The sequence below is a fragment of the Arhodomonas sp. KWT2 genome (genome assembly GCF_041949875.1).
GTDB classification, from domain to species: Bacteria; Pseudomonadota; Gammaproteobacteria; order Nitrococcales; family Nitrococcaceae; genus Arhodomonas; species Arhodomonas aquaeolei.
In genome coordinates this window covers 104,746-126,929 of record NZ_JBHFPQ010000051.1, presented here as the reverse complement: position 1 = coordinate 126,929, position 22,184 = coordinate 104,746, and the positions used below count along the sequence as shown (strand labels likewise).

Here is a 22,184-nt window from a genome sequence, read left to right as displayed (position 1 = left end):
CGGCGCAGGTGGGCGCCCAGGGTGTCGGCACGGGCGCTCACGGGGTCAGTCCCGCACCTGGCGGCCGGTCAGCCGGAGGAAGACGTCCTCCAGGTTGGCCGGCCGGTAGAGGTAGTCGTTGTCGCAGTGCGCCTCGACGGCGGCGAGCAGGCCGTCACGGTCGCCGCTGTAGAGGAGCACCGTCGCGCCCACCCGTTCCGCGGTGATCGCCGCCGTATCGCGCCAGCCCGCAGCGGCGTCGCCGCGTAGCTCGACCACGTGCGGCTCGATGTGCGCGGCGATCAGCGCCCGCGGACGGTCGCAGGCAATGATGCGCCCGCCGTCGATCACCGCCGCCCGGTCGGCGAGGCGTTCGGCCTCCTCCATGTAGTGCGTGGTCAGCAGCAGCGTCCGGCCGTCGTGCTTGAGCCGTTGCAGCCGCTCCCAGATGTGCTGCCGCGCCTGGGGGTCGAGGCCGGTCGTGGGTTCGTCGAGCACCAGCAGCGCCGGGTCGTTGACCAGCGCGCGGGCCAGGGTGAGGCGGCGTTTCATCCCGCCGGAGAGGGCACTGATGGGCGCGTCGGCGCGCTCGCGCAGCTCCGCGAAGGCGAGCAGGTCGTCGATCCGCCCGGCCACCCGGCGTCGGGACAGGCCGAAGTAGCTGCCGTAGGTCAGCAGATTCTCGCGGACGGTGAAGTCCGGGTCGAGGCTGTCGAACTGGGGCACGATGCCGGCGGCGGCGCGCATGGCGCGGGCATCCTCCGGCACCGCGTGGCCGAGTACCCGGATCTCGCCGGCGCTCGGCGGGGTGAGGCCCAGGAGCAGGCGCAGGGTGGTGGTCTTGCCGGCGCCGTTGGGGCCGAGCAGCGCCAGGCACTCGCCGCGCTCCACGGTGAGGTCCACGCCGTCGACGACGGCGACGTCACCGTAGCGCTTGACCAGTCCCCGCGCGACCGCCACCGGCGTGCCGGCGGCGACCCCGCTCCCGGCCTCCGGGGCGTCTTCTGTCGGGAAGACGGCGGTGTGCGCCATCGGCCTGCCGCGCCTCAGTGCTTGAGCACCCGGGAGAGGAAGGCCTGGGTGCGCTCGTTCTGCGGGTTGTCGAACACCGCCTCGGGCTTGCCCTGCTCGACGATCTGGCCGCCGTGGATGTAGATCGCCCGGTGGGCGACCTCGCGGGCGAAGCCCATCTCGTGGGTGACCACCAGCATGGTCATGCCTTCCCGGGCGAGCTCGCGCATCACGTCCAGCACCTCGCCGATCATCTCCGGGTCCAGCGCCGAGGTGGGCTCGTCGAAGAGCATCACCCGCGGCTCCATGGCCAGCGCCCGGGCGATCGCCACGCGCTGCTGCTGGCCGCCGGAGAGCTGGCTCGGGTACTTGTGTGCCTGGTCGGCGATACCCACACGATCCAGCAGCCGCTCGGCGGCCTCCGTGGCCTGCTGGCGGGACCACCCGCGCACCTTCATCGGTGCCAGGGTGATGTTGTCGAGCACCTTCCGGTGCGGGAACAGGTTGAACTGCTGGAAGACCATGCCGACCTCGGTGCGGATGGTCTGCAGGGCACTGCGCCCGCCGCCGTGGGGCCGCAGCTCGTGGCCGTCGACCTCGATGCGTCCGCCCTCGAAGCGTTCCAGGCCGTTGACGCAGCGGATCAGCGTGGATTTGCCGGAGCCGCTCGCGCCGATGATCACGATGACCTCGCCCGGCTGCACGGCCAGGTCCACGTCCTGGAGGACGTGCAGGCTGCCGAAGTACTTGTTGACGTTCTCGAGCCGGACGATGGGCGTGTCGTTGCTGTCGCTCACGATGCGTTGGCTCCTTACGTCCTGCCCGCCGCGCCGCGCTTCTCGTAGAGGCGCAGCAGCAGGGAAAGGCTGAGCGTGACGGCGAGGTAGAGCACCGCCACCATGAAGTAGGTCTCCAGCGCGGAGAAGGTGTCCGCGATGTAGATCTGGCCCTGGCGTACCAGCTCGCCGACGCCGATCACGGAGAACAGCGAGGTGTCCTTCAGACTGATGATCGCCTGGTTGCCGAGCGGCGGGATCATGCGCCGCAGCGCCTGCGGCCAGATCACGTAGTAGAAGGTCTGGGTCCGTGACAGCCCGAGTGACTGTCCTGCCTCGCGCTGGCCGCGGTCGATGGACTGCACCCCGCCGCGCACGATCTCGGAGATGTAGGCGCCGGCATTGAGCGCGATGGCCGCGACGCTGGCGGTGATCTTGTCGATGGGACCGCCGAGGATCTGGGGCAGGCCGTAGAAGATGAACAGCACCTGCACCAGCACCGGTGTGCCGCGGAAGATCTCGATGTAGGTGATCGCCGGGGCGCGGAGCAGCCTGGAGGGGGCGATGCTCATCAGCCCGAAGAGGATGCCGATGAAGAACCCGATGAACAGGCCGCCGGCGGCGATGGCGACCGTCCAGGGCAGGCCCTGGAGGAGGAAGGGTACGGCATCGAAGGCCGCCTGCCAGTCGAACTGGAATTCCACGTCGTCTCTCGCCTCCGGTTTTGTATCGTGCCGCCGTGCCGGCCCCGCGGGCCGGCCGGCGGGCGATTATACCGACACGATCGGTCGGTGGGGGAAGGGGGCGGCACCCGCCCCCCGGAGCACGGCGACTACTCGCTGTCCGGCGCCTTGCCGAACCACTTCTCGTAGATACGGTCGTAGGTGCCGTCCTCGTGCATCGAGGCGAGTGCCTTGTTGACGGGCCCGACCCACTTGCTGCCGTCGACCAGGGCGAGGCCGTACTGCTGGCCCTCGTAGAGGGGGCCGACGGTCTTGACACGGCCTTCGCCCTTGGTCTGGGCGAAGTAGCCTACGTTGGGCGCGTCGTAGAACACGGCGTCCACCGCGCCGCCGAGCAGGGCCTGATACATGTCAGCGCTACCCGGGTAAGGTTCGATGTCGGCCTTGTCGCCGAGCTTCTTGCGCAGGTAGTTGTGGCTGGTGCTGCCGGTCTTGGTACCGACGCTCTTGCCGGCGAGATCGTCGACGGTCTTGATGGAGTCGTCGTCGGCGTTGACCAGCAGGCGCAGGCCGGAGTCGTAGTAGGGGTCGGAGAAGTCGACCACCTGTTCACGTTCCTCGGTAATGGTGATGCCGGCGATGGCGATGTCCTTGTTGCCGGTCTGCAGCGCCGGGATGATGCCCTGGAAGTCCATGGTCTCGAGCTCGTAGTCGAAACCGGCGCGTTTGGCGACCTCGGCCAGGATGTCCATGTCGAAGCCGACCATCTTGCCGGTGTCCCGGTCCTGCATCTCGAAGGGCACGAAGCTCGGGTCCGTGACCGCCCGCAATGTGGGGTTGTCGTCCTGGGCGGTCGCCGTGCCGGCGAGCCCCAGGGTCAGTGCCATGCAGGTGGCGATGGAGATGCCGCGAAGTAATTGTTTGTACATTATCGGCTCCTTTTGGCTTGCCTCATGGGGAGTGGCCTGACCACTCTCCTGACCGGTAACGATGGGCCGGGCTCGCGCGGCCGTCAAGCCGCAACCCCCGGGGGGCCGGGGCTCACGGGGCGGGCTCGGTGCGCTCGTGCGGGTGGGGCTCGCTGTCCGGCACCACCGGGTCGTAGCCCGCCGAGCGCAGCGCCGCGAGGACCTCGGTGGAGTGCTCGCTGCCCAGGGTCTCCAGGGTCGCCTCCACCTCGGTGGCACGCAGCGACAGGTCCGTGAAGGTGCGCTGGTGGGCGATCTGGATGACGTTCGCGCGGTGCTCGGCGAGCAGACGGGTGAAGTCGGCGAGCGCCCCCGGGACATCGGGCACGCCCACGCGGACCCGGATGATGCGCCCGGAGCGCACCAGCCCGCGCTGGATGACCGAGGACAGCGGCAGCAGGTCGATGTTGCCGCCGCACAGGATCAGGCCCACGCGCCGGCCGCGGAAGCGTTCCGGCTCCGCCAGCACCGCGGCGAGCCCGGCGGCACCCGCCCCCTCGGCGACGGTCTTTTCGATCTCCAGCAGCATCAGGATGGCGCGCTCGATCCCCGGCTCGTCCACCAGCAGGATGTCGTCGACGAGCTCGCGGATGATCGGCAGGGTCAGTGTCCCGGGTTGCTTGACGGCGATGCCCTCGGCGATGGTCGCGGCACCGCAATGGATGGGCTCGCCGGCGAGGGCCTGCCTGACCGCCGGGAAACGCTCGGTCTGCACGCCCACGATCTCGATGTCCGGGTTGATGGCCTTCGCCGCTACCGCGTTGCCGGCGATCAGGCCGCCACCGCCGACGGGGATCACCAGGCTCTCCAGGGCCGGGAACTCCTCGAGCATTTCCAGCGCGATGGTGCCCTGCCCGGCGATCACCCGTTCGTCGTCGTAGGGGTGGATGAATACGTAGCCATGTTCCTCGGCGAGGCTGCGCGCGTATTCCCCCGCCTCGGCCACGCCGTCGCCGCGCAGGCGCACGTCCGCGCCGAAGGCGCGGGTGTTGCGGACCTTCACGTTGGGCGTGTGCCGCGGCATGACGATGGTGGCATGGATGCCGAGACGCTGGGCGTGATAGGCCACCGCCTGGGCGTGGTTGCCGGCGGACATCGCGATCACGCCGCGTTCGCGCTCGGCAGGGGTGAGCGCGAGCAGGCGGTTGAGGGCACCGCGCTCCTTGAAGGCCGCCGTGAACTGATGGTTCTCGAACTTGATGTAGAGCTCGCAGCCGGTGAGCTCGGAGAGGGTCCGCGACAGGGCACAGGGCGTGTGCACGATGCTGTTGGCGATATGCGCGGCGGCCTCGCGGACCTGGTCGATGGACAGGGTCATCGTCTCGGTTGTCTCCCTGGTCGGGTATGGGAACGCTATGCCGGTGCCGCCGGCTCGGCCGGCCGGGCGAACAGAAAGCCCTGGCCGAGCTCGCAGCCCTCGGTGCGCAGGAATGCCAGCTGGGCCTCGGTCTCGATCCCCTCGGCGACCACGCGCAGGCCGAGGGAGGCGGCCATTGCCAGTATGGCCCGGGCGATGGCCGCGTTGTCCAGATCGTCGGGGAGATCCTGGGTGAAGGATTTGTCCAGCTTGAGGATCGACAGCGGCAGGCGCTTGAGATAGGCGAGCGAGGAATAGCCGGTGCCGAAGTCGTCCACCGCGATCTCCACGCCCATCGCCCGCAGCGTCTCCAGCGTGCGCGAGACCGTCTCCGGCGCCTGCATGATCGTGCTCTCGGTGACCTCGACGATCAGCTGTGTGGGGGCGATGCCGGTATCCGCGAGCGCGGCGTGAATATCGCCAATGAGGTTGCCGGCGCGCAGGTGGGCCGGTGAGACGTTGACCGCGACGCGGCCCGGTGCATTGCCGGTCTCCGCCCATTCGCGCATCTGGCGGCAGGCCTGGCGGAAGACCCAGCGGCTGATGGGGACGATCAGCCCGGACTGTTCGGCGACGGGGATGAACTCGCCGGGCGGGACCACGCTGCCATCGTCGCGACGCCAGCGCACCAGTGCCTCGCAGGCGTAGTGTTCCCCGCTGCCGAGGGCGAGCACGGGCTGATAGGCGAGGAAGAGCCGCTCCTCGTCGATCGCCGAGCGCAGTGCACCGGCGGTGACGATGCGGTGATAGGCCTGGTGGCTCAGCTCCGGCTGGAAGGTGCGGACGGTGTTGCGCCCCTCGTTCTTGGCCAGGTACATCGCGGCGTCCGCGGCCAGGATCAGCGATTCCGCGTCCTCGCCGTGTTCCGGTGCCAGGGCGATGCCCACGCTCGCCGTGAGGTAGATCGGCCGTCCGCCGGCCTCGAACGGGGCATCCAGGGCCTCGAGCAGGCTGTCGGCGAGTGCCGTGGCCCGCTGACGGGCGTCGTGGCGGGCGACCAGCAGCATGAACTCGTCGCCGCCCACCCGCGCCAGCAGGTCGTCGCCGTGGACGTAGTCGATCAGGCGGCGCGCGACCACCTGGAGTACGGCGTCGCCCTCGCTGTGCCCGAGGCTGTCGTTGACGTCCTTGAACCCGTCCAGGTCGATGAACAGGACCGCCACCTCGGTGCCGGAGGTGGTGCGGTCCGCGAGCGCTCTGTCAAGCGCCTCGCGCAGCGACACCCGGTTGGGCAGCCTGGTGAGCGGGTCGTGGTGGGCGAGATAGCGCAGTTCGGCGCGGCTCTCGTGGAGCTCGGTGATGTCGCTGACCATGGCGATGAGGCGGGGCGGGTCGTCGTCCGTGCCGGCCAGCCGCGAGAAGCTTGCCCAGGCGGGAAAGGCACCGCCATCGGCACGGGGGCACTGGATCTCGCCCTCCCAGTGACCGGCCCGGAATAGCCCACGGCGGATCCCGGTAACCGTCGCCGGGTCGCCTGCGGTGAGCACGTCCATGATGTCCTCGCCTTGCAGCGGGGCCGGGTCGTGGCCGGTTATCCGGCGGAACGCCGGGTTGGACTCGGCGATCCGGCCCTCGCCGTCGGCGATGAGGATGCCCTCGCCGGTGTTCTCCAGTACCGCCGCCGCGAGCCGCAGGCGGGTCTCGCCGCGCAGGCGCTCCAGCTCGGCTGCGGCGCGGGCGGCGAAGATCTGCATCAGTGATCCGGACTCGTCGCCCGGCTCCAGGGCCCGGTCGAATACGGCGGTGAGCAGTCCTATGGGCTCGCCGGTGCTGTCACGCAGCCGGATCCCGATGTAGCCCTCGGCGCCGAGCTCGGCGAGTACTCCGTCCTCCGGGAAGACGTTCGCCACCCCGTGGGAGATCATGCAGGTGTCCTCGTCCAGGGCGAGGCGGCAGGGGGTCTCGGCGAGGGGATAGTGGCCGTCGTGACGGCTGCCGTCCCGGCGCCACCCGGCAAGGATGCTGGCGTAATCGCTCTCCCGGCCCTCCGGGGTCTCGGCGATGTGGACCAGCGTCGCGCCCAGGCTCTCGCCGAGCCGGGTGACGAGCAGCCGGAAGAAGTCCTCGCCGGTGCCGGAGGCGACCTCGGATGCGATGAGGTGCAGCAGCTGCTGCTGGCGGTTGCGCTCCGCGCGGATCACGGCATTGGTGATCTGGTCGGCGAGCTGCGCGGCGAAGCGTACCTCGTCGTGGTGCCAGCGCCGCGGTCCGCCCGCGTGCTCCAGGCAGAGGACCCCGTGGAGACGGCCGTGCAGGCGTATGCCGGCGTCGAGCAGGGCACCGATGCCGGCGGGGGCCAGGTAGTCATCGGTGAGCTCGCGGGTACGGTGATCGGAGAGGGCATCCTCCACGTCCATGCTGCGGTAGCGTTTGAGTGAATCGAGATAGGTCCGGCATGCGGTGGCCGGAACCAGTGGAACGGCGTGGGGTATGTCGTCCCGGATGTCGTGGAGCGCTTCGCAGACCAGGGCCTCCGGGTGTTCGCGGACCCGCCAGACGCTGGCACGCGTGATCTCCAGCGCTTCGCAGGCGGTGCGGCAGATGTGGCGGAGCACGATGTGCAGGTCGCTGCCGTCGCTCACCCGCGGGTCGCTGGCCAGCTCCGATAGGGCGCGCTCCTGGGCGTTGGCACGCTGGAGCCGGCGCTGCTCGGCGAGCTCGGCGGCGCGGCGGTCGTGAACCGGGTGGACCAGCGCGAGCCGGTGGCGGCGGCCGCGCAGCCATACGTCGTTACCCGTGACCTCGGAGTCGAAGCGCGTGCCGTCGGCGGCGACGTGGGTCCAGACACCGGCATAGCGCTTGCCTTGGCTGCTGCGCGCGATCTGGCGGTGCAGCGCCGAGCGCTGTTCGGCGGGATGGATGTCGTCGAGGGTCAGCCTGCACAGCTCGTCGGCGCGGTAGCCGTAGGCCACCTCGGCTGCCCCGTTTGCCAGCAGGATGTTCAGAGTACCCGGGTCGTAGACCAGAACCGGGTGGGGCGTGGCCTCGAACAGGGCCCTGAATTGTTCTTCCGCGGCTTTCCGGTATGTCACCAGCCCCGTGCCCCCAAGCGCGGTTCCCCGGTTACGGGTCGGTCTTCGCAGAGAGTGGCACAGGGGTCGGAGTGGGGCAACTTGGCGGGGTGGCGGGCGATGGTGGCCCACCGGTGAGGCGGACGACGGGGCGGCCCCCGTCGTCCTGAACGCGTTCCGCGATACAGCGGGATCAGAACTCGTAGACGACACCCACGCCCATGGCGTCGTCTTCGTCGTTCTCCTTGTCGTACCAGCCGGCCTCGGCATAGACGTACATGTTGCTGCCCACGTTGTAGGTGCCGAGGAGGTTGAACTCCGTGCGGCTGTCCTCGTCGTCGGCGTCCGGGTCCACCTCGGTGACGGTGGCGGTCAGCGTGCCCATGCCGTAGTCGTAGGCGGCGTTGAGGCTGTAGTAGCCGACCTCGTCGTCCTCGACCGTCTCGCCCTGCTGCTCGGCGCGGGCGGCCAGGGTCAACGGTGCGAGATCCCAGGTGACGGAGGCACCGAAGACGCCGTCCTCGGCCGGGTCGCCGCCTGCGGCGCCGGTCTGGGAGACGATGCCGCGGTCGTCGTAGCCGACGGCGAAGGTGAGGGTGTTGACCTCGTACATGCCCACCACCTGGAAGGCCGACTCGTCGGTGAGCGGCTGCTTGCTGGTGGGGGTGTCGCCGTCGCCGCGGATCTGGCTGGCGACCTGGAATGAGAACCCACCCATCTTGGGCGAGAAGTAGGCGATGGTGTCGCCCTCGCCGGAGATGTCCGACATGCTCGGGCTAAAGGCCTCGAAGGGGTCGACCGGATCCTGGATCGCATCGTTGTAGATGTTGTCCCAGGAGCCCGCACGGACGTTACCGAAGTTGCCCTTGACACCGATATAGGCCTTATCGCCGTCGTTGATGCCGCCGGCGCCCTTCTCCTCGTCCGCGTTGTGCTCGAATTCGGCCTTGAAGTAGCCGGTCAGGCCGTTATCCCAGGTGTGCTCGCCGGCGAAGCCGATGGTGGAGCCGTTGTCGGCGAACTCGGAGCGGCTCTCGGTGTCGCCGCCGTCCGTCGCCTGCTCCTGGGAGTAGTAGATGAACTCGATGGAGCCGTAAACGGAGAACAGCGTGTCGTCGTTGACACGGAAATCGGCGGCGTGGGCGCTGGAGGCGCCGAGGGCGGCGGCGACCGCTAGGGCGGAGATGGCCTTCTTCATTGTCGCGTCCTCATCGTCGGTTGGGTTGCTGTAACAATCCCGTCACATAAATCGCAACGAGAATTGATCGCAACAATACGTGCGGCGATGCTTGGGCGCAACAGGGTTGTTGCATATGTAACTAAAAATTAATTTTTAGTTGTAAATAAACAACGGATAAGGCGTCAGGGCCCTGTCCGCGGAGGGAATGACGAAGGGCCGGTGCGGATGAGCCCCGCACCGGCGTGAGGCGGATCAGGGACGGGCGGCCGCGAGCCGTTCCTCGGCGATGTGGTCGGCGATGGTGCTGGTCGCCCGGCCCTCGCGGGCGGCACGTTCGTAGATCTCGGTAAGGGTGTCGGCGATGGCGTCGACCCGGCGGCGCACGCGCAGGGCGTCGTAGCCGGCATACTCGTCGGCGACGTCGATCACGCCGCCGGCGTTGATGACGTAGTCCGGAGCGTAGAGGATGCCGCGTTCGCGCAGGCGCTCGCCGTCGCCGTCCTCGGCGAGCTGGTTGTTGGCGGAGCCCGCGACCACGCGGGCCTGCAGCGCCGGGATGGTGGTGGCATTGAGCACGGCGCCCATGGCGCAGGGGGCGAATACGTCGACGGGCGCGGCGTGGATGGCGGCGGTGTCCACCGGTTCGGCGTCGAACGCCGAAACGGCGTGACGGCGCGCGGCCTCGTCGATGTCGCTGATCCAGAGCCGGGCGCCGGCGTCATGGAGCATCGCGGCGAGGTGATGGCCGACGTTGCCCACGCCCTGTATGGCCACCCGGATGCCGGTGAGATCGTCGTCGCCCAGGGCCGCACGCACTGATGCGCGGATGCCGACGAACACCCCGCGGGCGGTGGCCGGCGAGGGATCGCCGCTGCGCACGACGCCGTCGGCGTCGCGCTTGTCCGCGATCCCGACGACATGACCGGTGACCCCGGCGATGGTGCGCAGGTCGTCGACGTCGGTGCCGGAGTCCTCGGCGGTGATGTAGAGGCCGTTCAGGTCCTCCACCAGCCGTCCCAGCGCGCGCATCAGCGACGGGGTCTTGTCCCTGTGGGGGTCTGCGATGACTACCGCCTTGCCGCCGCCCAGCGGCAGCCCTGCCATAGCCGACTTGTACGTCATGCCGCGGGAGAGGCGCAGCACATCGGTCAGCGCGGCGCCGTCGTCCGGATAGGGGAACACGCGGCAGCCGCCGAGGCTCGGGCCGAGCCGGGTGCTGTGCACGGCGATGATGGCCCGCAGTCCGGTGTCCGGGTCATGGCCGAAGACCACGCGTTCGTGGCCGCGGAATTCCCGGTGTTCGAACACGCTCATGGGGATCTCCTCCAGTGGTGTCGTTCCGGGCGTTCGGCCCGGCGATCCGTCTCCGCCGCCGCCTTGTGGGCGGGGCGGTTCGAATGATGCGCCCGCCGGAGCACGGGTTACGTGTGTCGGCTGGCGGTTCCAGTCTACCCCGCGGCGTGACGCCGCGCCCATTGCGGCGGCCGCGTGCCGGGATGGCCGCCCCGGGGCGGCGGGCGTAGGCTATGCGCCCGGAGGACGAAGGCGCCGGCGAGCGGCGGGAGGTGACATGACGGCGGCTATATGGCTGGGGGTCGTGACGGCAGCGGCGCTGGCGGGGGCGGTGATACTCGTCCGGCACCTGCACCGTCGGCACGTGGCTCCGGCGGCGGGGGTGGCCCACGGTGTGGTTGCCGTATCGGCGGTGGCGGCGCTGGTGGTGACGCTGTGGGGCGGCGGGCAGGCACTGGCCGCCAACACCGGTGCGTTCGCCCTGTGTCTCGCCGCGGTCGGTGGCGGCTTCGTCGGGGTGTTCCGGCTCGAGGGGGCCGCACCGCCGATGTTCATGGTCTGGCTGCACGCGGCCATGGCGCTGATCGGGATCGTCCTCACCGGGTACGGTCTGCTGATGTAAGTGGGCTTTCCAGATTTGCGAAAAAATATCAATCCCGCAATTCTGTCTTGCCTGCGGTGTAACGGCTGCTATCCTCGCGATATGACGTCAGCGCTGCACAAACAGGGCGGGGGGGGCATCGGCCCGCGATCCCGGCGGTCGCCGGCGTGTGGTGCCGCAGTGGACAGGGGGGGGCCGAGATGAGCGCGAAGGACACCCCCCCGGCCGGCGATGCGCCGGTCACCCTGGAAGCGTTGCAGGCGGTGCTCGCCGACGTCGAGGCGGGGGGAGAGGGACATCGTCTCGGCCGCCGTGCCGCGGCGGTGCTTGCCGATATGGTGGCCGCACCGCGCCAGGCCGCGGTCTACAGCATCACGGAGCTGGCGTCGGCGTTCGGGGTGCACCCGTCGACGCTGACCCGCCTCGCCAAGGCCCTGGGTTATCGGGGGTTCGCCGAGTTCCAGGCGGTCTTCCGCCGGCATGTCGCGCAGACCGGCCATTTCTACAGCGGCCAGGTATCGCGGCTGCGCGACGTCAGTGGCCGTCAGCACGAGACCCTGGAGGTGCTATCCAGGGTGGCGCGCGAGGAGCGCGGCAATATCCAGGGGATGCTGAATAACCTGGACGTGGCCGGCCTGGAGGAGGCGGTCGCCGCGCTGGTCGGCGCCACGCGGGTGCACGTGCTCGGTATGCGCCAGTCCTATCCGCTCGCGAGCTTCTTCTCCTACGGGCTGGGCATGCTCAAATCCGACGTCACCACGCTCAACCCGGAGCACGGGCTCGCCCACGGTCTCGCGCAGATGCGCGACCAGGACGTGCTCGTGGCGATCGGCTTCGCGCCCTATACCCGCGCGACGGTCACCGCGGCGGGGCTTGCGCGTCAGGGCGGCACGGGCGTAATCGCGATCACGGACAGCTATGCCTCGCCGCTCGCCGCACAGGCACGGCACACGTTCGTGGCGCCGGCGACGGGGCTTTTCTTCAGCAACAGCATGGGGGCGGCGCTGATCCTCATCGAGGGGCTTCTGGCGCTGGTCGCACGCGCGCTCGGGGACGACGCGCTCACCGCGCTCCAGGCACGCGAGCGCCTGATCGGGGCGCTCGATGTGGAGCTGTAGTCGGGGGTGGTGGAGAGGTGGCCTGGCGGCGCCCATACTCCCGGGGCGTGACAGTGACAACAGGGCACCACGCACGGCGGCCCAACAGGCTGCCGGCATGAGCAACCAACGGAGGAAAAAACGATGTTGCACAAAAGGAAGCTGCTGACAGGCGTCGTGGCCGGAGCCCTGGCCATGGGCGTCTCTCTGGGTGCGAGTGCGCAGGAGGAGTTCGTTACCATCGGCACCGGCGGCGTCACCGGTGTGTACTACCCGGCGGGCGGGGCGATCTGCCGGCTGGTCAACAAGGGCCGCTCGGAGCACGGTATCCGCTGCTCGGTGGAGAGCACCGGCGGGTCGGTCTACAACCTCAACGCCCTGCGTAGCGGCGAGCTGGACTTCGGCGTGGTCCAGTCCGACTGGCAGTATCACGCCTATAACGGCACCAGCAAGTTCTCCGACCAGGGGCCGTTCAAGAAGCTCCGCGCCGTGTTCTCGCTCCATCCGGAGCCCTTCACGGTGGTGGCCCGGGCGGATTCCGGCATCACCAACTTCGAGGACCTCAAGGGCAAGCGCGTGAACGTCGGCAACCCCGGTTCCGGCCAGCGTGCGACCATGGAGATCGCCATGGACGCGATGGGCTGGAGCATGGACGACTTCTCGCTGGCCTCCGAGCTGAAGGCCTCCGAGATGGCCTCGGCGCTGTGTGACAACAACATCGACGCGTTCGTCTACGTCGTGGGCCATCCCTCCGGCTCCATCGAGGAGGCGACCACCGCGTGTGATGCGCGTCTGGTGAACGTCAAGAACCCGGCCATCGAGAAGCTCGTGGACGAGCGTCCTTACTACTCCTTCGCCACCATCCCGGGCGGGATGTACCGCGGTAATCCGGACGACGTGACCACCTTCGGCGTGCGTGCGACGTTCGTCACCACCACGGACACCTCGGAGAAGGCGGTCTACACCCTGGTGAAGTCCGTGTTCGAGAACTTCGACCAGTTCACCTCGCTGCATCCGGCGTTCCAGGTGCTCAAGAAGAAGGAGATGGCGAACGCCTCTCTGAGCGCGCCGCTGCACGCCGGTGCGGAGAAGTACTACAAGGAGGCCGGCCTGATCGAGTGATCGGGACCGCCGGCCGCGGGGCCCTGCGCCCCGCGGCTCCACCGCCGGGGGGAGCAGGTCGATGACAGCGGATACGCGTGAGACGGGGCAGACGGAAAACAGCGGCAGCGCCGGGGTCGGCACCGAGGACGTGCTCGCCACGGAGACCGGCGGGCGGCATCCCGGCGGGTTCCCGGCGAAGCTGCTTTTCGCCGTGCCGCTGCTCTGGTCGCTGTTCCAGATCTGGTACGCCTCGCCGCTGCCGTTCATGCTCGACTTCGCGGTGTTCAATTCCACGGAGGCGCGGGCGATCCACCTGGCCTTCGCGATGTTCCTGGCCTTCCTGGCCTTTCCCGCCCTGAAGGGCTCGCCGCGGGACCGGATCCCCGCAATGGACTGGATACTGGCGGTGGTCGCGGCCTTCACCGCGGCCTATCTGTTCCTCTTCTACCAGCAGCTTTCCCAGCGCCCGGGTCTGTATACCTGGTATGACGTGGCCGTGGCGGTCACCGGCATGGTGCTGCTGCTCGAGGCCACCCGGCGCTCGCTCGGACCGCCGTTGATGGTGGTCGCGCTGATCTTCCTCACCTACACGTTCGCCGGCCCCTATATGCCCGACGTGATCAGCCACGACGGGGCGAGCCTGCAGCGGGCGATGGGCCAGTACTGGCTCACCACCGAGGGCGTGTTCGGCGTCGCGCTCGGGGTGTCGACGAGCTTCGTGTTCCTGTTCGTGCTCTTCGGTGCACTGCTGGAGCAGGCCGGCGCCGGCGCGTACTTCATCAAGGTCGCGTTCGCGCTGCTCGGCCACATGCGCGGCGGACCGGCCAAGGCCGCCGTGGTCGCCTCCGGGCTCTCGGGCGTGATTTCGGGCTCCTCGATCGCCAACGTGGTGACCACCGGTACCTTCACCATCCCGCTGATGAAGAAGGTCGGTTTCCCCGGCACCAAGGCCGGTGCGGTGGAGGTGGCCGCCTCCACCAACGGCCAGCTCACGCCGCCGGTGATGGGCGCGGCGGCCTTCCTTATGGTGGAGTACGTCGGTATTCCCTACATCGAGGTGGTCAAGCACGCGATCCTGCCGGCGCTGATCAGCTATATCGGGTTGATCTACATGGTCCACCTGGAGGCGGTGAAGGCCGGCATGAAGCCGATGCATACGCGCAACCGCGGGCCGCTGTACATGCGTCTGGCGACCACGGCGGGGATCCTGTTCGTGATCTGCGCGCTGAGCCTCGGTGTCTACTACGGTGTGGGCTGGATCAAGACCGTCTTCCCGGGGGCGTCTCTCGAGATCATCGCCGTGCTCGTCGCCCTGGTGTACGTGGCGCTGGTGTGGCTCGCGGCACGTCAGCCCGAGCTCACCTCCGAGTTCGAGATGGACCCGGAGACCGGCAACATCCGAGTCCCCGAGGCCGGGCCGACGGTGCGCGCCGGACTGTACTTCCTGCTGCCGGTGGTGGTGCTGGTCTGGTGTCTGATGGTGGAGCGCTTCTCGCCGGGACTCTCGGCGTTCTGGGCGGTGATGTTCCTGATCATCATCGCGGTGACCCACCGGCCGCTGCTTTCCGCGTTCCGGGGCCGCGGCGCGATCGGCGGCGAGGTGGTGCGCGGTGGCCGTGAGCTCGTCTACGGCATGGTCGAGGGCGCGCGCAACATGATCGGCATCGGCGTGGCCACGGCCACCGCCGGTATCGTCGTGGGCACGGTCACGCTCACCGGCATCGGCCTGGTGATGACCGAGTTCGTGGAGTTCATCTCCGGCGGCAGCCTGATCCTGATGCTGCTGTTCACCGCCATCATCAGCCTGCTCCTCGGTATGGGCCTGCCGACCACGGCCAATTACATCGTCGTCTCCACGCTGATGGCGCCGGTGGTGGTGGAGCTGGCGGCGCAGCAGGGGCTGGTGGTGCCGCTGATCGCGGTGCACCTGTTCGTGTTCTACTTCGGCATCCTCGCCGATGACACGCCGCCGGTGGGGCTGGCCGCCTTCGCCGCCTCGGCGATATCCGGTGCAGACCCGATACGCACCGGCGTTCAGGGCTTTACCTACGATATCCGCACGGCGATCCTGCCGTTCATGTTCATCTTCAACACCCAGCTGTTGCTGATGGGGCTGACCGGGCCGTTCGACCTGATCGTGACCATCACTTCCGCGGTGGGGGCCATGCTACTGTTCGCCGCGGCCACCCAGGGCTTCTGGCTGGTGCGCAGCCGCTGGTACGAGACGGTGGCGCTGCTGCTGATCGCGTTCACGCTCTTCCGTCCCGGTTTCTGGTGGGACGAGGTCTATCCGCCCTATCGTCAGGCGGAGCCCACCCAGCTCGAGGCCGTCGCCGCGCGCCAGCCCGCCGGCGGCCAGGTCCCGATCCGGGTGCGGGGCATGACCATCGAGGGCAAGCAGGTGGACAAGACCATCCTCCTGCCCCTCGGGGACAAGGCCGACAGCGGCGACGCCCGGCTGCGCGAGGCGGGGCTGACCCTGCAGGCGGCCGGCGATGGCGCACTCCAGGTCCAGCGCGTGCGCTTCGGCAGCGCGGCGAAGAAGGCGGGCCTCGACTTCGGCTACCGGATCGTGTCGGTGCAGGTGGACAATGAGCGCCCGCCCAAGGAGCTCATGTATATCCCCGCACTCGCGCTGCTCGGGCTCGTCGCCTGGCTGCAGCGACGGCGCCGGCCGCTCGAACCCGAACCCGCCGGTTCCACCGGGGAACAGCCGGCGTGAGCCGGTGCACCGTAACGCCTCATTGCGGAGGGCACTGACGTGTTCAAAAAACTGCTGCTGCCGGTGGATCTCCAGGACGACACGGGCTCGGGGGACGAGGCGGCCGAGCTGGCTGTCGGGCTCGCCCGTGCCCATGGTGCGGCGATCCACGTGCTCAGCGTCTTCCCGGGGGTCGGCCTGCCCTGGGTGTCCACCTACTTCCCGGCGGACAGCCTTCAGCGTGCCCGTGACGACCTGCGCCGGCGTCTCACGGACTGGGCGGGCGATCATATCCCAGCGGAGATCCCGTGCACGGTGGATATCGCCGAGGGGTCGCCGCACCGCTGCATCCTCGACGAGATCAGGCATGTCGGTGCCGATCTCGTCGTTATGCCGAGCCACGACGAGACCGGCGCCGAGCGGGTGTTCCTGGGGTCCGTGGCCGCGCGGGTGGTGGAACGGGCGCACTGCTCCGTGCTGGTCGTGCGCCACCCGCGGCGGGGCTAGTAACATGTCCGGCCCCGCTGGAGAAGGAGCGCACCATGACCGCCGAACCCTCGCTGCATGAGCGTCTGAACGCCGAGACGGCCCGCATCCGCTGGTCGGAGCTCGAACGCCATTTCGCCCGCGGCGCCACCGTGACCGTGGCCCGTGACCTGGACCTGGTCGAGGTGGCCCGGCGGTTCGTCGAGGACGATACCGCCCATGTCTCCGCGTGGCTGGAAGAGGGCCGCGTCGCGCGCACCAGTGACGACGAGGCGCGCGCCTGGGCGGCGGTCGACGCCGAGCTCTGGGCGGTGGTGGTGCCGCCGTGGGTCCTGGTCCAGGAGGACCAGCCCCCCGGCAACGAGCACTGAGCCCACCCGGCGCCGCGGCCTCCGCTGCGGCGCAACATTTGTTACCATGCGAATGATTCGCGGCATGCCTGCCGCGGGGCCGGGACGTGGCCGCCTGTATGCTCCGCCGCGGCGTCTCCCGGTAGTCCGCTAACCCCTCGTGGTGGCGCCGGCGCGCCGCCGTTGCTGCACGGAGGCGCAAGTTGTCCGTTCGGGCCGTGATCACCGCCCTGCTGGCCTATTTCTCCCTCTATGCCCCCCAGCCCCTGCTGCCACGGCTGGCCGACAGCCTTGCCGTGAGCGAGTCCCAGATCGCCCTGCTGATGACGGCGACCCTGTTGCCGCTGGGCGTTGCGCCACTCGCCTACGGGGCACTGCTCGGGCGCTGGCAGACCACCCGGGTGCTCTGTGTCGGCACGGCCGGGCTGGGCGTGGCGGCGTTGGTGTTCATGGCGGTGCCCCGGTACCCGGTCATGCTCGCCGCCCGCCTCGCCCAGGGGCTGCTATTACCCGCGGTCATGACGGCGCTGATGACGGCGATCGCCGGCCGGGCGACCCCGGAGCGGCTGCAGCGGGTCATGTCGGTGTACGTGGCCGTGACCATTGTGGGGGGCTTCGGGGGACGGCTGCTGGCCGGTTCGGCCGCGACGTGGTGGGACTGGCACGTATTCTTCCTCGCCCTCGGGCTCGGGTTGATCACCAGCGCTGTTTGGTGGTCCCGGGCACCGCAGCGGGCCATGGAGCCGCGCCCGGCGCCGAGCTGGGCGGGGGTTCGGTCGCTCTGGCGCGAGGGCGGCAACGGCTATCTCTTCACCGCGATCTTCTGCCTGTTCTTCGTGTTCGTCGGCCTGCTCAACTACCTGCCGTTCCGGGTGAAGGCACTGGCGCCGGCGGCCACGGAGCTGCAGATCAGCCTGCTGTATGCGGGCTATCTCATGGGGATCGTCTCGGCGCTGGGTGCGCCCCGGGTCATCCGCCGCCTGGGTGGGCGGGCGCGGGCGGTCGTGCTGGGTTACGTGATTTACTGCGTCGCCCTGGCCGGTACGCTGATCCCGAACCTGTGGGCCGTCTTCGCGGTGGTGTTCGTCTTCTGCGGCGGGATGTTCCTGGTCCACTCCATCGCCTCCGCCGAGGTCAACCGCTCGCAGAGCCCGCACCGGGGCATGATCAACGGGCTCTACGTCTCCTCGTATTACCTCGGCGGCGTGCTGGGCTCGTATCTGCCCGGCCTGGTTTATGAACGCTGGGGCTGGACCCCGACCGTCGCGGTGATCGCCGTGGTCGCGCTTGCCGGGCTGGTGCTGAGCCAGCGCTACGCCAGCGTCAGCGCCCGAGGCGTTCGCTGAAGCGCCGGCGGAACGCCGCCAGCTTGGGGGCGATGACCACCTGGCAGTAGCCCTGCTCCGGATGGTTGCGGAAGTAGTTCTGGTGGTAGTCCTCCGCCGGGTGGAAGCGGGACAGTGGCACCACCTCGGTAACGACCGGGTCGGCGAATACCCCCTCGCGTTCCAGCTCGGCGATCGCGGCCCCGGCATCGGCCTTCTGCTCGTCGTCGTGGTAGAGGATGACGGAGCGGTACTGCGGGCCGACATCGTGGCCCTGGCGATTGGGCGTGGTCGGGTCGTGGACGGAGAAGAACACGCCCAGCAGCTCCCGATAGCCCACCGCCGAGGGGTCGTAGGCGATCTGAACCACTTCCGCGTGGCCGGTGTCGCCCCGGCACACCGCCTCGTAGGTGGGGGCTTCGGCGTGGCCGCCGGCGTAGCCGGGGGTTACCGACCGGACCCCGGGCAGCTCCTGGAACACGGCCTCCAGGCACCAGAAACAGCCGCCGCCAAGGGTTGCCAGGGCCGTGTCGTCCATCTCGCTCATGGGGCTGCTCCGTATCCGCCGGGTCAGGACGCCCGCCGCTCGAGCTCGCGGCGCAGGCGCTCGACCTCGCGCTCGGCCTCGACCTGTGCCGTGACGTCCTTCTGGATGCCGATGAAGTAGGTAAGCCGGTCTTCGTCGTTGAACACCGGAGTGATGGAGAGCTCGTTGTAGAACAGCGAGCCGTCCTTGCGGTAGTTGCGCAGCACGACGCGGCAGGGCCTGTCCGCCGCCATTGCGGTGCGCAGTGTCGCCAGTCCGGGCTGGTCCCGGTCCTCGTTCTGGAGGAAGCGGCAGTCCCGGAACAGGATCTCGTCGCGGTGATAGCCTGTCAGCCGCTCGAATGCCTCGTTCACGTAGATGAGGATGTGATCGTCCCCCTCCTGCTCGGCAACGACAATGCCGTCGTTCGAGGCGTCCAGCAGTCGCTGGAGGAGCACCGGGTCGAGGCTGTCCACGTCCGCCATTCCATTGCCCTGTACCAAGTCATCTGCCGCTTAGCTTACTAAGCCGGTTACAGGTAACGCCACCCTGCGGCAGGCGCGCCATGCCGCGCCCGGCAGCGTCCCGGACCTGAACGGTCCGTGCTGCCCGGGTGTGTGCCGGCCTACCGGCTCAGCCGGCGTCGTGCGGTCCGCCGTGCCCGCCCGGCGGTTCCGGATTGCCGGCGGGTAGCCATACCGGGGTCCGGGCGGCGGCACGCTCGTGCTCGAGCGCCCAGCGCACCGACGGGAAGGCCAGCTCGTCCCACGGGATCTCACCCCAGGTGAACAGGCCGACGGCCTGGGACTCGGGGCCGGCGGCGACGGCGGGGTCCAGCAGTCGTGCGCGGTAGATCAACTGGACCTGGTTGATATGGATAAGGTTGTAGACCGCGAGCAGCCCGTCGAGTGCCAGCGCGGCGTTCGCCTCCTCCATGGCCTCGCGGCGGGCGCCGTCCTCGGTGCTCTCGTGCAGCTCCAGGTAGCCGGCGGGCAGTGTCCAGTAGCCGACACGCGGCGGGATGGCACGGCGGCAGAGCAGGAAACGCGCGCCGAGTCGGGGCACGCTGCCAACGACGATGCGCGGGTTCTCGTAGGCGATGTAGCCGCAGTCCGGGCAGGTCAGGCGGGGACGGTCGTCACCGCTCGGGGTGCGCTCGACACGCGGGCCGCTGTCGGGTGAGGAGGGAGTGGACATGAAATCCTCGCCGCGGGAGAAACCCACGGCGAGGATAGCGTGACGGGCGCGGCATCGCCACGCCCGCCGGGTCGCTGCCGCCTAGAATCGGTAGCCCACCGCGATGGTGTAGACCCAGGGATCGATGTCGACGTCGATGGTGCTCTTCGGGTTGGGGCCGCCGGAGAGGGTCGCCTCGGTGTCGATGTCGATGTAGCGGATGTCCGCGTTCAGCAGCCAGTTGTTGCCGAGCTCGTAGTCGAAGCCCACCTGGCCGGCCAGCCCGAACGAGTCGTCCAGCGACAGATCGTCGTAGCCGGTGGCCGCGGTGGTGTCGCTGTCCACGTCCTCGTCGAAGAACATGGTGTAGTTCAGGCCGACGCCCGCGTAGGGGCGGAACGCGGTGCCGGTGTCGAAATGGTACTGCACGCTCAGGGTCGGCGGCAGGTGCTTGGTGGAGCCGACGTCCAGCCCGTCGATGCCGTCCTCGCCCGAGATGTCGTGGGAGAACGGGGTGGCGGCGAGGAGCTCGACGGCGATGTTGTTGGTGACGAAGTAGCCGACGGTCAGGCCGAGCTGGGTGTCGTTGTCCACGCTCACCGCGCCGTCGAGGCCCTCCAGCGGACCGGAGGGATCGCTGCTGTCGTCGTTCGGGGCGACGAGGGTCGGCCCCGCGCGCACGATCCAGTCGCCGGCGCTGGCGGCACTCGCGCTGGTCGTGACCATGCCCGCGGCCAGTGCGGCGGCGGCGAGGGCGGTGATTTTCTGGGCACGCTCCATGACACGCTCCTTGTTGGTGATTAATGGCATGAACGTGGCGTCAAGTCTGCCGAGCGTGCTGTCATCGGATCGTGATCTGAATCAAGAGTGGGGCGGATTCCCGTCGCGCCCGGTACGGGCGGCGGGCGGGTGCGGTGTGGTATAACAAGGCGCCGAATCCCGGGCCGCCGCCGCGGCCGCTTGGACCCCGCACCCGCAACGCCGGAGAGCGTAGCCGATGACTACCACCATCAAGCAGGACGACCTCATCCAGAGCGTGGCCGACGCGCTCCAGTACATCTCCTACTACCATCCGAAGGACTTCATCGACGCCGTTCACGAGGCGTACCAGCGCGAGGAGAACCCGGCCGCGCGGGACGCCATGGCGCAGATCCTCGTCAACTCGCGCATGTGCGCCCAGGGGCATCGCCCGATCTGCCAGGACACCGGTATCGTCACCGTCTTCCTCAGGATCGGCATGGACGTGCGCTGGGAGGCGCAGATGAGCGTCGAGGACATGGTCAACGAGGGTGTGCGCCGGGCCTACAATCATCCCGACAACAAGCTGCGCGCCTCCATTCTCGCCGACCCGGCCGGCAAGCGTACCAACACCCGGGACAATACCCCGGCGGTGATCTACACGGACCTGGTGCCCGGCGACCGCGTCGAGGTGGAGGTGGCCGCCAAGGGCGGCGGCTCCGAGGCGAAATCGAAGTTCGCCATGCTCAACCCGTCAGACAGCATCGTCGACTGGGTGCTGGAGCAGGTGCCGAAGATGGGAGCCGGCTGGTGCCCGCCGGGGATCCTCGGCATCGGTATCGGCGGCACCGCGGACAAGGCCATGCGCCTGGCCAAGGAGGCCTGCATGGAGTCCATCGACATCCACGAGCTCCAGGCCCGGGGCGCGCAGAATACCGCCGAGGCGCTGCGTCTCGAGCTCTTCGAGAAGGTCAACGAGCTCGGTATCGGCGCCCAGGGGCTGGGCGGGCTGACCACCGTGCTCGACGTCAAGATCCGCGACTATCCGACCCACGCCGCGAACAAGCCGGTGGCGATCATTCCCAACTGCGCGGCGACCCGGCACGTGCACTTCGATCTGGACGGCTCCGGGGTCGCGGCGCTGCCGGTGCCGAAGCTCGAGGACTGGCCGGAGGTGACCTGGGGCGACTCCGGTGACGTCCGCCGGGTCAACCTGGATACGGTCACGCCGGAGGAGACCCGGAGCTGGAAGCCCGGTGAGACCCTGCTGGTCTCGGGCACCGTGCTCACCGGCCGTGACGCCGCCCACAAGCGGATCCAGGACATGCTCGCCCGCGGCGAGGAGCTGCCGGTGGATTTCCGTGGTCGTTTCATCTACTACGTCGGCCCGGTGGACCCGGTGGGCGACGAGGTCGTGGGCCCCGCCGGTCCGACCACGGCGACGCGCATGGACAAGTTCACCGAGATGATGCTCGGCGAGACCGGCCTGGCCGGGATGATCGGCAAGGCGGAGCGCGGGCCCGAGGCGGTGGAGGCGATCCACAGGCACGGTGCGGTGTATCTCATCGCCGTCGGCGGTGCCGCCTACCTCGTCTCCCGCGCGATTCGCAGCGCCCGGGTGGTGGCCTTCGAGGACCTCGGCATGGAGGCGATCCACGAGTTCGAGGTCGAGGACATGCCGGTGACCGTGGCGGTGAGCGCGGACGGGGAGTCCGTCCACCGCAGCGGTCCGCAGGAGTGGCAGGCGCGTATCCGCGGTATCCCGGTGGCCGTGGAGTAGACGCCCGTATTGCCGCCCCGGGGCGCGTTGTCTACGCTTGGG

At 69.1% G+C, this 22,184-nt stretch carries 20 protein-coding genes; 8 read left to right on the top strand and 12 right to left on the bottom strand.

Annotated elements, in window-relative coordinates:
* Nucleotides 1-45: 45 nt before the first annotated feature.
* From ACEZHJ_RS15960 to ACEZHJ_RS15925, 8 genes are all read right to left on the bottom strand, one after another.
* Nucleotides 46-1,011, bottom strand: coding sequence for an ATP-binding cassette domain-containing protein (locus ACEZHJ_RS15960; protein ID WP_240466096.1), 966 nt, complete (start codon nucleotides 1,009-1,011; stop codon nucleotides 46-48).
* 14 nt (nucleotides 1,012-1,025) lie between these two features.
* The gene (locus tag ACEZHJ_RS15955) at nucleotides 1,026-1,763 is read right to left on the bottom strand and encodes an amino acid ABC transporter ATP-binding protein (protein WP_375036737.1); all 738 of its coding nucleotides are present in this window, start codon (nucleotides 1,761-1,763) and stop codon (nucleotides 1,026-1,028) included.
* A gap of 38 nt (nucleotides 1,764-1,801) precedes the next feature.
* On the bottom strand, nucleotides 1,802-2,470 hold the full coding sequence (locus tag ACEZHJ_RS15950; RefSeq protein ID WP_163139042.1) for an amino acid ABC transporter permease: 669 nt from the start codon (nucleotides 2,468-2,470) through the stop codon (nucleotides 1,802-1,804).
* Nucleotides 2,471-2,598: 128 nt separating this feature from the next.
* Nucleotides 2,599-3,378, bottom strand: a complete 780-nt coding sequence (locus ACEZHJ_RS15945) for a transporter substrate-binding domain-containing protein (protein ID WP_163139043.1) — start codon at nucleotides 3,376-3,378, stop codon at nucleotides 2,599-2,601.
* Between the two features lie 112 nt (nucleotides 3,379-3,490).
* On the bottom strand, nucleotides 3,491-4,735 hold the full coding sequence (locus tag ACEZHJ_RS15940) for a threonine ammonia-lyase (protein WP_163139044.1): 1,245 nt from the start codon (nucleotides 4,733-4,735) through the stop codon (nucleotides 3,491-3,493).
* Nucleotides 4,736-4,770: 35 nt separating this feature from the next.
* Complete coding sequence (locus ACEZHJ_RS15935; RefSeq protein WP_375036701.1) at nucleotides 4,771-7,806, bottom strand: EAL domain-containing protein; 3,036 nt, start codon at nucleotides 7,804-7,806, stop codon at nucleotides 4,771-4,773.
* Nucleotides 7,807-7,978: 172 nt separating this feature from the next.
* On the bottom strand, nucleotides 7,979-8,983 hold the full coding sequence (locus ACEZHJ_RS15930; RefSeq protein WP_163139046.1) for a porin: 1,005 nt from the start codon (nucleotides 8,981-8,983) through the stop codon (nucleotides 7,979-7,981).
* A gap of 234 nt (nucleotides 8,984-9,217) precedes the next feature.
* Nucleotides 9,218-10,279 (bottom strand): Glu/Leu/Phe/Val dehydrogenase, encoded by a 1,062-nt coding sequence (locus ACEZHJ_RS15925; RefSeq protein WP_256379698.1) that lies wholly within the window; start codon nucleotides 10,277-10,279, stop codon nucleotides 9,218-9,220.
* Between the two features lie 256 nt (nucleotides 10,280-10,535).
* Between ACEZHJ_RS15925 and ACEZHJ_RS15920 the strand changes: the two genes are divergently transcribed.
* From ACEZHJ_RS15920 to ACEZHJ_RS15890, 7 genes are all read left to right on the top strand, one after another.
* Nucleotides 10,536-10,880: a hypothetical protein gene (locus tag ACEZHJ_RS15920; RefSeq protein WP_375036700.1), complete on the top strand. Its 345-nt coding sequence runs from the start codon at nucleotides 10,536-10,538 to the stop codon at nucleotides 10,878-10,880.
* 179 nt (nucleotides 10,881-11,059) lie between these two features.
* Nucleotides 11,060-11,977 (top strand): MurR/RpiR family transcriptional regulator, encoded by a 918-nt coding sequence (locus ACEZHJ_RS15915; RefSeq protein ID WP_375036699.1) that lies wholly within the window; start codon nucleotides 11,060-11,062, stop codon nucleotides 11,975-11,977.
* A gap of 123 nt (nucleotides 11,978-12,100) precedes the next feature.
* The gene (locus tag ACEZHJ_RS15910) at nucleotides 12,101-13,078 is read left to right on the top strand and encodes a TAXI family TRAP transporter solute-binding subunit (RefSeq protein ID WP_026320838.1); all 978 of its coding nucleotides are present in this window, start codon (nucleotides 12,101-12,103) and stop codon (nucleotides 13,076-13,078) included.
* Between the two features lie 61 nt (nucleotides 13,079-13,139).
* Complete coding sequence (locus ACEZHJ_RS15905) at nucleotides 13,140-15,782, top strand: TRAP transporter permease (protein ID WP_375036698.1); 2,643 nt, start codon at nucleotides 13,140-13,142, stop codon at nucleotides 15,780-15,782.
* A 39-nt stretch (nucleotides 15,783-15,821) separates the two neighbouring features.
* Complete coding sequence (locus tag ACEZHJ_RS15900) at nucleotides 15,822-16,268, top strand: universal stress protein (protein ID WP_163142122.1); 447 nt, start codon at nucleotides 15,822-15,824, stop codon at nucleotides 16,266-16,268.
* Between the two features lie 35 nt (nucleotides 16,269-16,303).
* Entirely contained in the window at nucleotides 16,304-16,618 is a 315-nt protein-coding gene (locus tag ACEZHJ_RS15895; RefSeq protein ID WP_018716401.1) for a DUF2288 domain-containing protein, read from the top strand.
* A gap of 182 nt (nucleotides 16,619-16,800) precedes the next feature.
* The gene (locus tag ACEZHJ_RS15890; RefSeq protein ID WP_259202117.1) at nucleotides 16,801-17,943 is read left to right on the top strand and encodes an MFS transporter; all 1,143 of its coding nucleotides are present in this window, start codon (nucleotides 16,801-16,803) and stop codon (nucleotides 17,941-17,943) included.
* Here the strand turns inward: ACEZHJ_RS15890 and msrA are convergent.
* From msrA to ACEZHJ_RS15870, 4 genes are all read right to left on the bottom strand, one after another.
* A complete protein-coding gene (gene msrA, locus ACEZHJ_RS15885) occupies nucleotides 17,921-18,469 on the bottom strand; it encodes a peptide-methionine (S)-S-oxide reductase MsrA (RefSeq protein WP_018716399.1) in 549 nt (182 codons plus the stop codon). The two genes, ACEZHJ_RS15890 and msrA, sit on opposite strands and share 23 nt — an antisense overlap.
* A 23-nt stretch (nucleotides 18,470-18,492) precedes the next feature.
* Entirely contained in the window at nucleotides 18,493-18,933 is a 441-nt protein-coding gene (locus tag ACEZHJ_RS15880) for a PAS sensor domain-containing protein (RefSeq protein WP_018716398.1), read from the bottom strand.
* 148 nt (nucleotides 18,934-19,081) lie between these two features.
* A complete protein-coding gene (locus tag ACEZHJ_RS15875) occupies nucleotides 19,082-19,645 on the bottom strand; it encodes an NUDIX hydrolase (RefSeq protein WP_259202118.1) in 564 nt (187 codons plus the stop codon).
* Nucleotides 19,646-19,726: 81 nt separating this feature from the next.
* A complete protein-coding gene (locus ACEZHJ_RS15870) occupies nucleotides 19,727-20,404 on the bottom strand; it encodes an OmpW family protein (protein WP_259202119.1) in 678 nt (225 codons plus the stop codon).
* A gap of 217 nt (nucleotides 20,405-20,621) precedes the next feature.
* On the opposite strand from ACEZHJ_RS15870, the gene ACEZHJ_RS15865 reads away from it, so the two are divergent.
* Nucleotides 20,622-22,142 carry a fumarate hydratase gene (locus ACEZHJ_RS15865; RefSeq protein WP_375036697.1) on the top strand — a complete coding sequence of 507 codons (1,521 nt, stop codon included), beginning with the start codon at nucleotides 20,622-20,624 and terminating at the stop codon, nucleotides 22,140-22,142.
* The last annotated feature ends 42 nt before the right edge of the window (nucleotides 22,143-22,184 follow it).

Coding starts and splice junctions, on each gene's coding strand:
- ACEZHJ_RS15960 (WP_240466096.1), bottom strand. CDS start 1,011: ATGGCGCACACCGCCGTCTTCCCGACAGAAGACGCCCCGGAGGCCGGG.
- ACEZHJ_RS15945 (WP_163139043.1), bottom strand. CDS start 3,378: ATGTACAAACAATTACTTCGCGGCATCTCCATCGCCACCTGCATGGCA.
- ACEZHJ_RS15940 (WP_163139044.1), bottom strand. CDS start 4,735: ATGACCCTGTCCATCGACCAGGTCCGCGAGGCCGCCGCGCATATCGCC.
- ACEZHJ_RS15930 (WP_163139046.1), bottom strand. CDS start 8,983: ATGAAGAAGGCCATCTCCGCCCTAGCGGTCGCCGCCGCCCTCGGCGCC.
- ACEZHJ_RS15925 (WP_256379698.1), bottom strand. CDS start 10,279: ATGAGCGTGTTCGAACACCGGGAATTCCGCGGCCACGAACGCGTGGTC.
- ACEZHJ_RS15920 (WP_375036700.1), top strand. CDS start 10,536: ATGACGGCGGCTATATGGCTGGGGGTCGTGACGGCAGCGGCGCTGGCG.
- ACEZHJ_RS15915 (WP_375036699.1), top strand. CDS start 11,060: ATGAGCGCGAAGGACACCCCCCCGGCCGGCGATGCGCCGGTCACCCTG.
- ACEZHJ_RS15910 (WP_026320838.1), top strand. CDS start 12,101: ATGTTGCACAAAAGGAAGCTGCTGACAGGCGTCGTGGCCGGAGCCCTG.
- ACEZHJ_RS15905 (WP_375036698.1), top strand. CDS start 13,140: ATGACAGCGGATACGCGTGAGACGGGGCAGACGGAAAACAGCGGCAGC.
- ACEZHJ_RS15895 (WP_018716401.1), top strand. CDS start 16,304: ATGACCGCCGAACCCTCGCTGCATGAGCGTCTGAACGCCGAGACGGCC.
- msrA (WP_018716399.1), bottom strand. CDS start 18,469: ATGAGCGAGATGGACGACACGGCCCTGGCAACCCTTGGCGGCGGCTGT.
- ACEZHJ_RS15880 (WP_018716398.1), bottom strand. CDS start 18,933: ATGGCGGACGTGGACAGCCTCGACCCGGTGCTCCTCCAGCGACTGCTG.
- ACEZHJ_RS15875 (WP_259202118.1), bottom strand. CDS start 19,645: ATGTCCACTCCCTCCTCACCCGACAGCGGCCCGCGTGTCGAGCGCACC.
- ACEZHJ_RS15870 (WP_259202119.1), bottom strand. CDS start 20,404: ATGGAGCGTGCCCAGAAAATCACCGCCCTCGCCGCCGCCGCACTGGCC.
- ACEZHJ_RS15865 (WP_375036697.1), top strand. CDS start 20,622: ATGACTACCACCATCAAGCAGGACGACCTCATCCAGAGCGTGGCCGAC.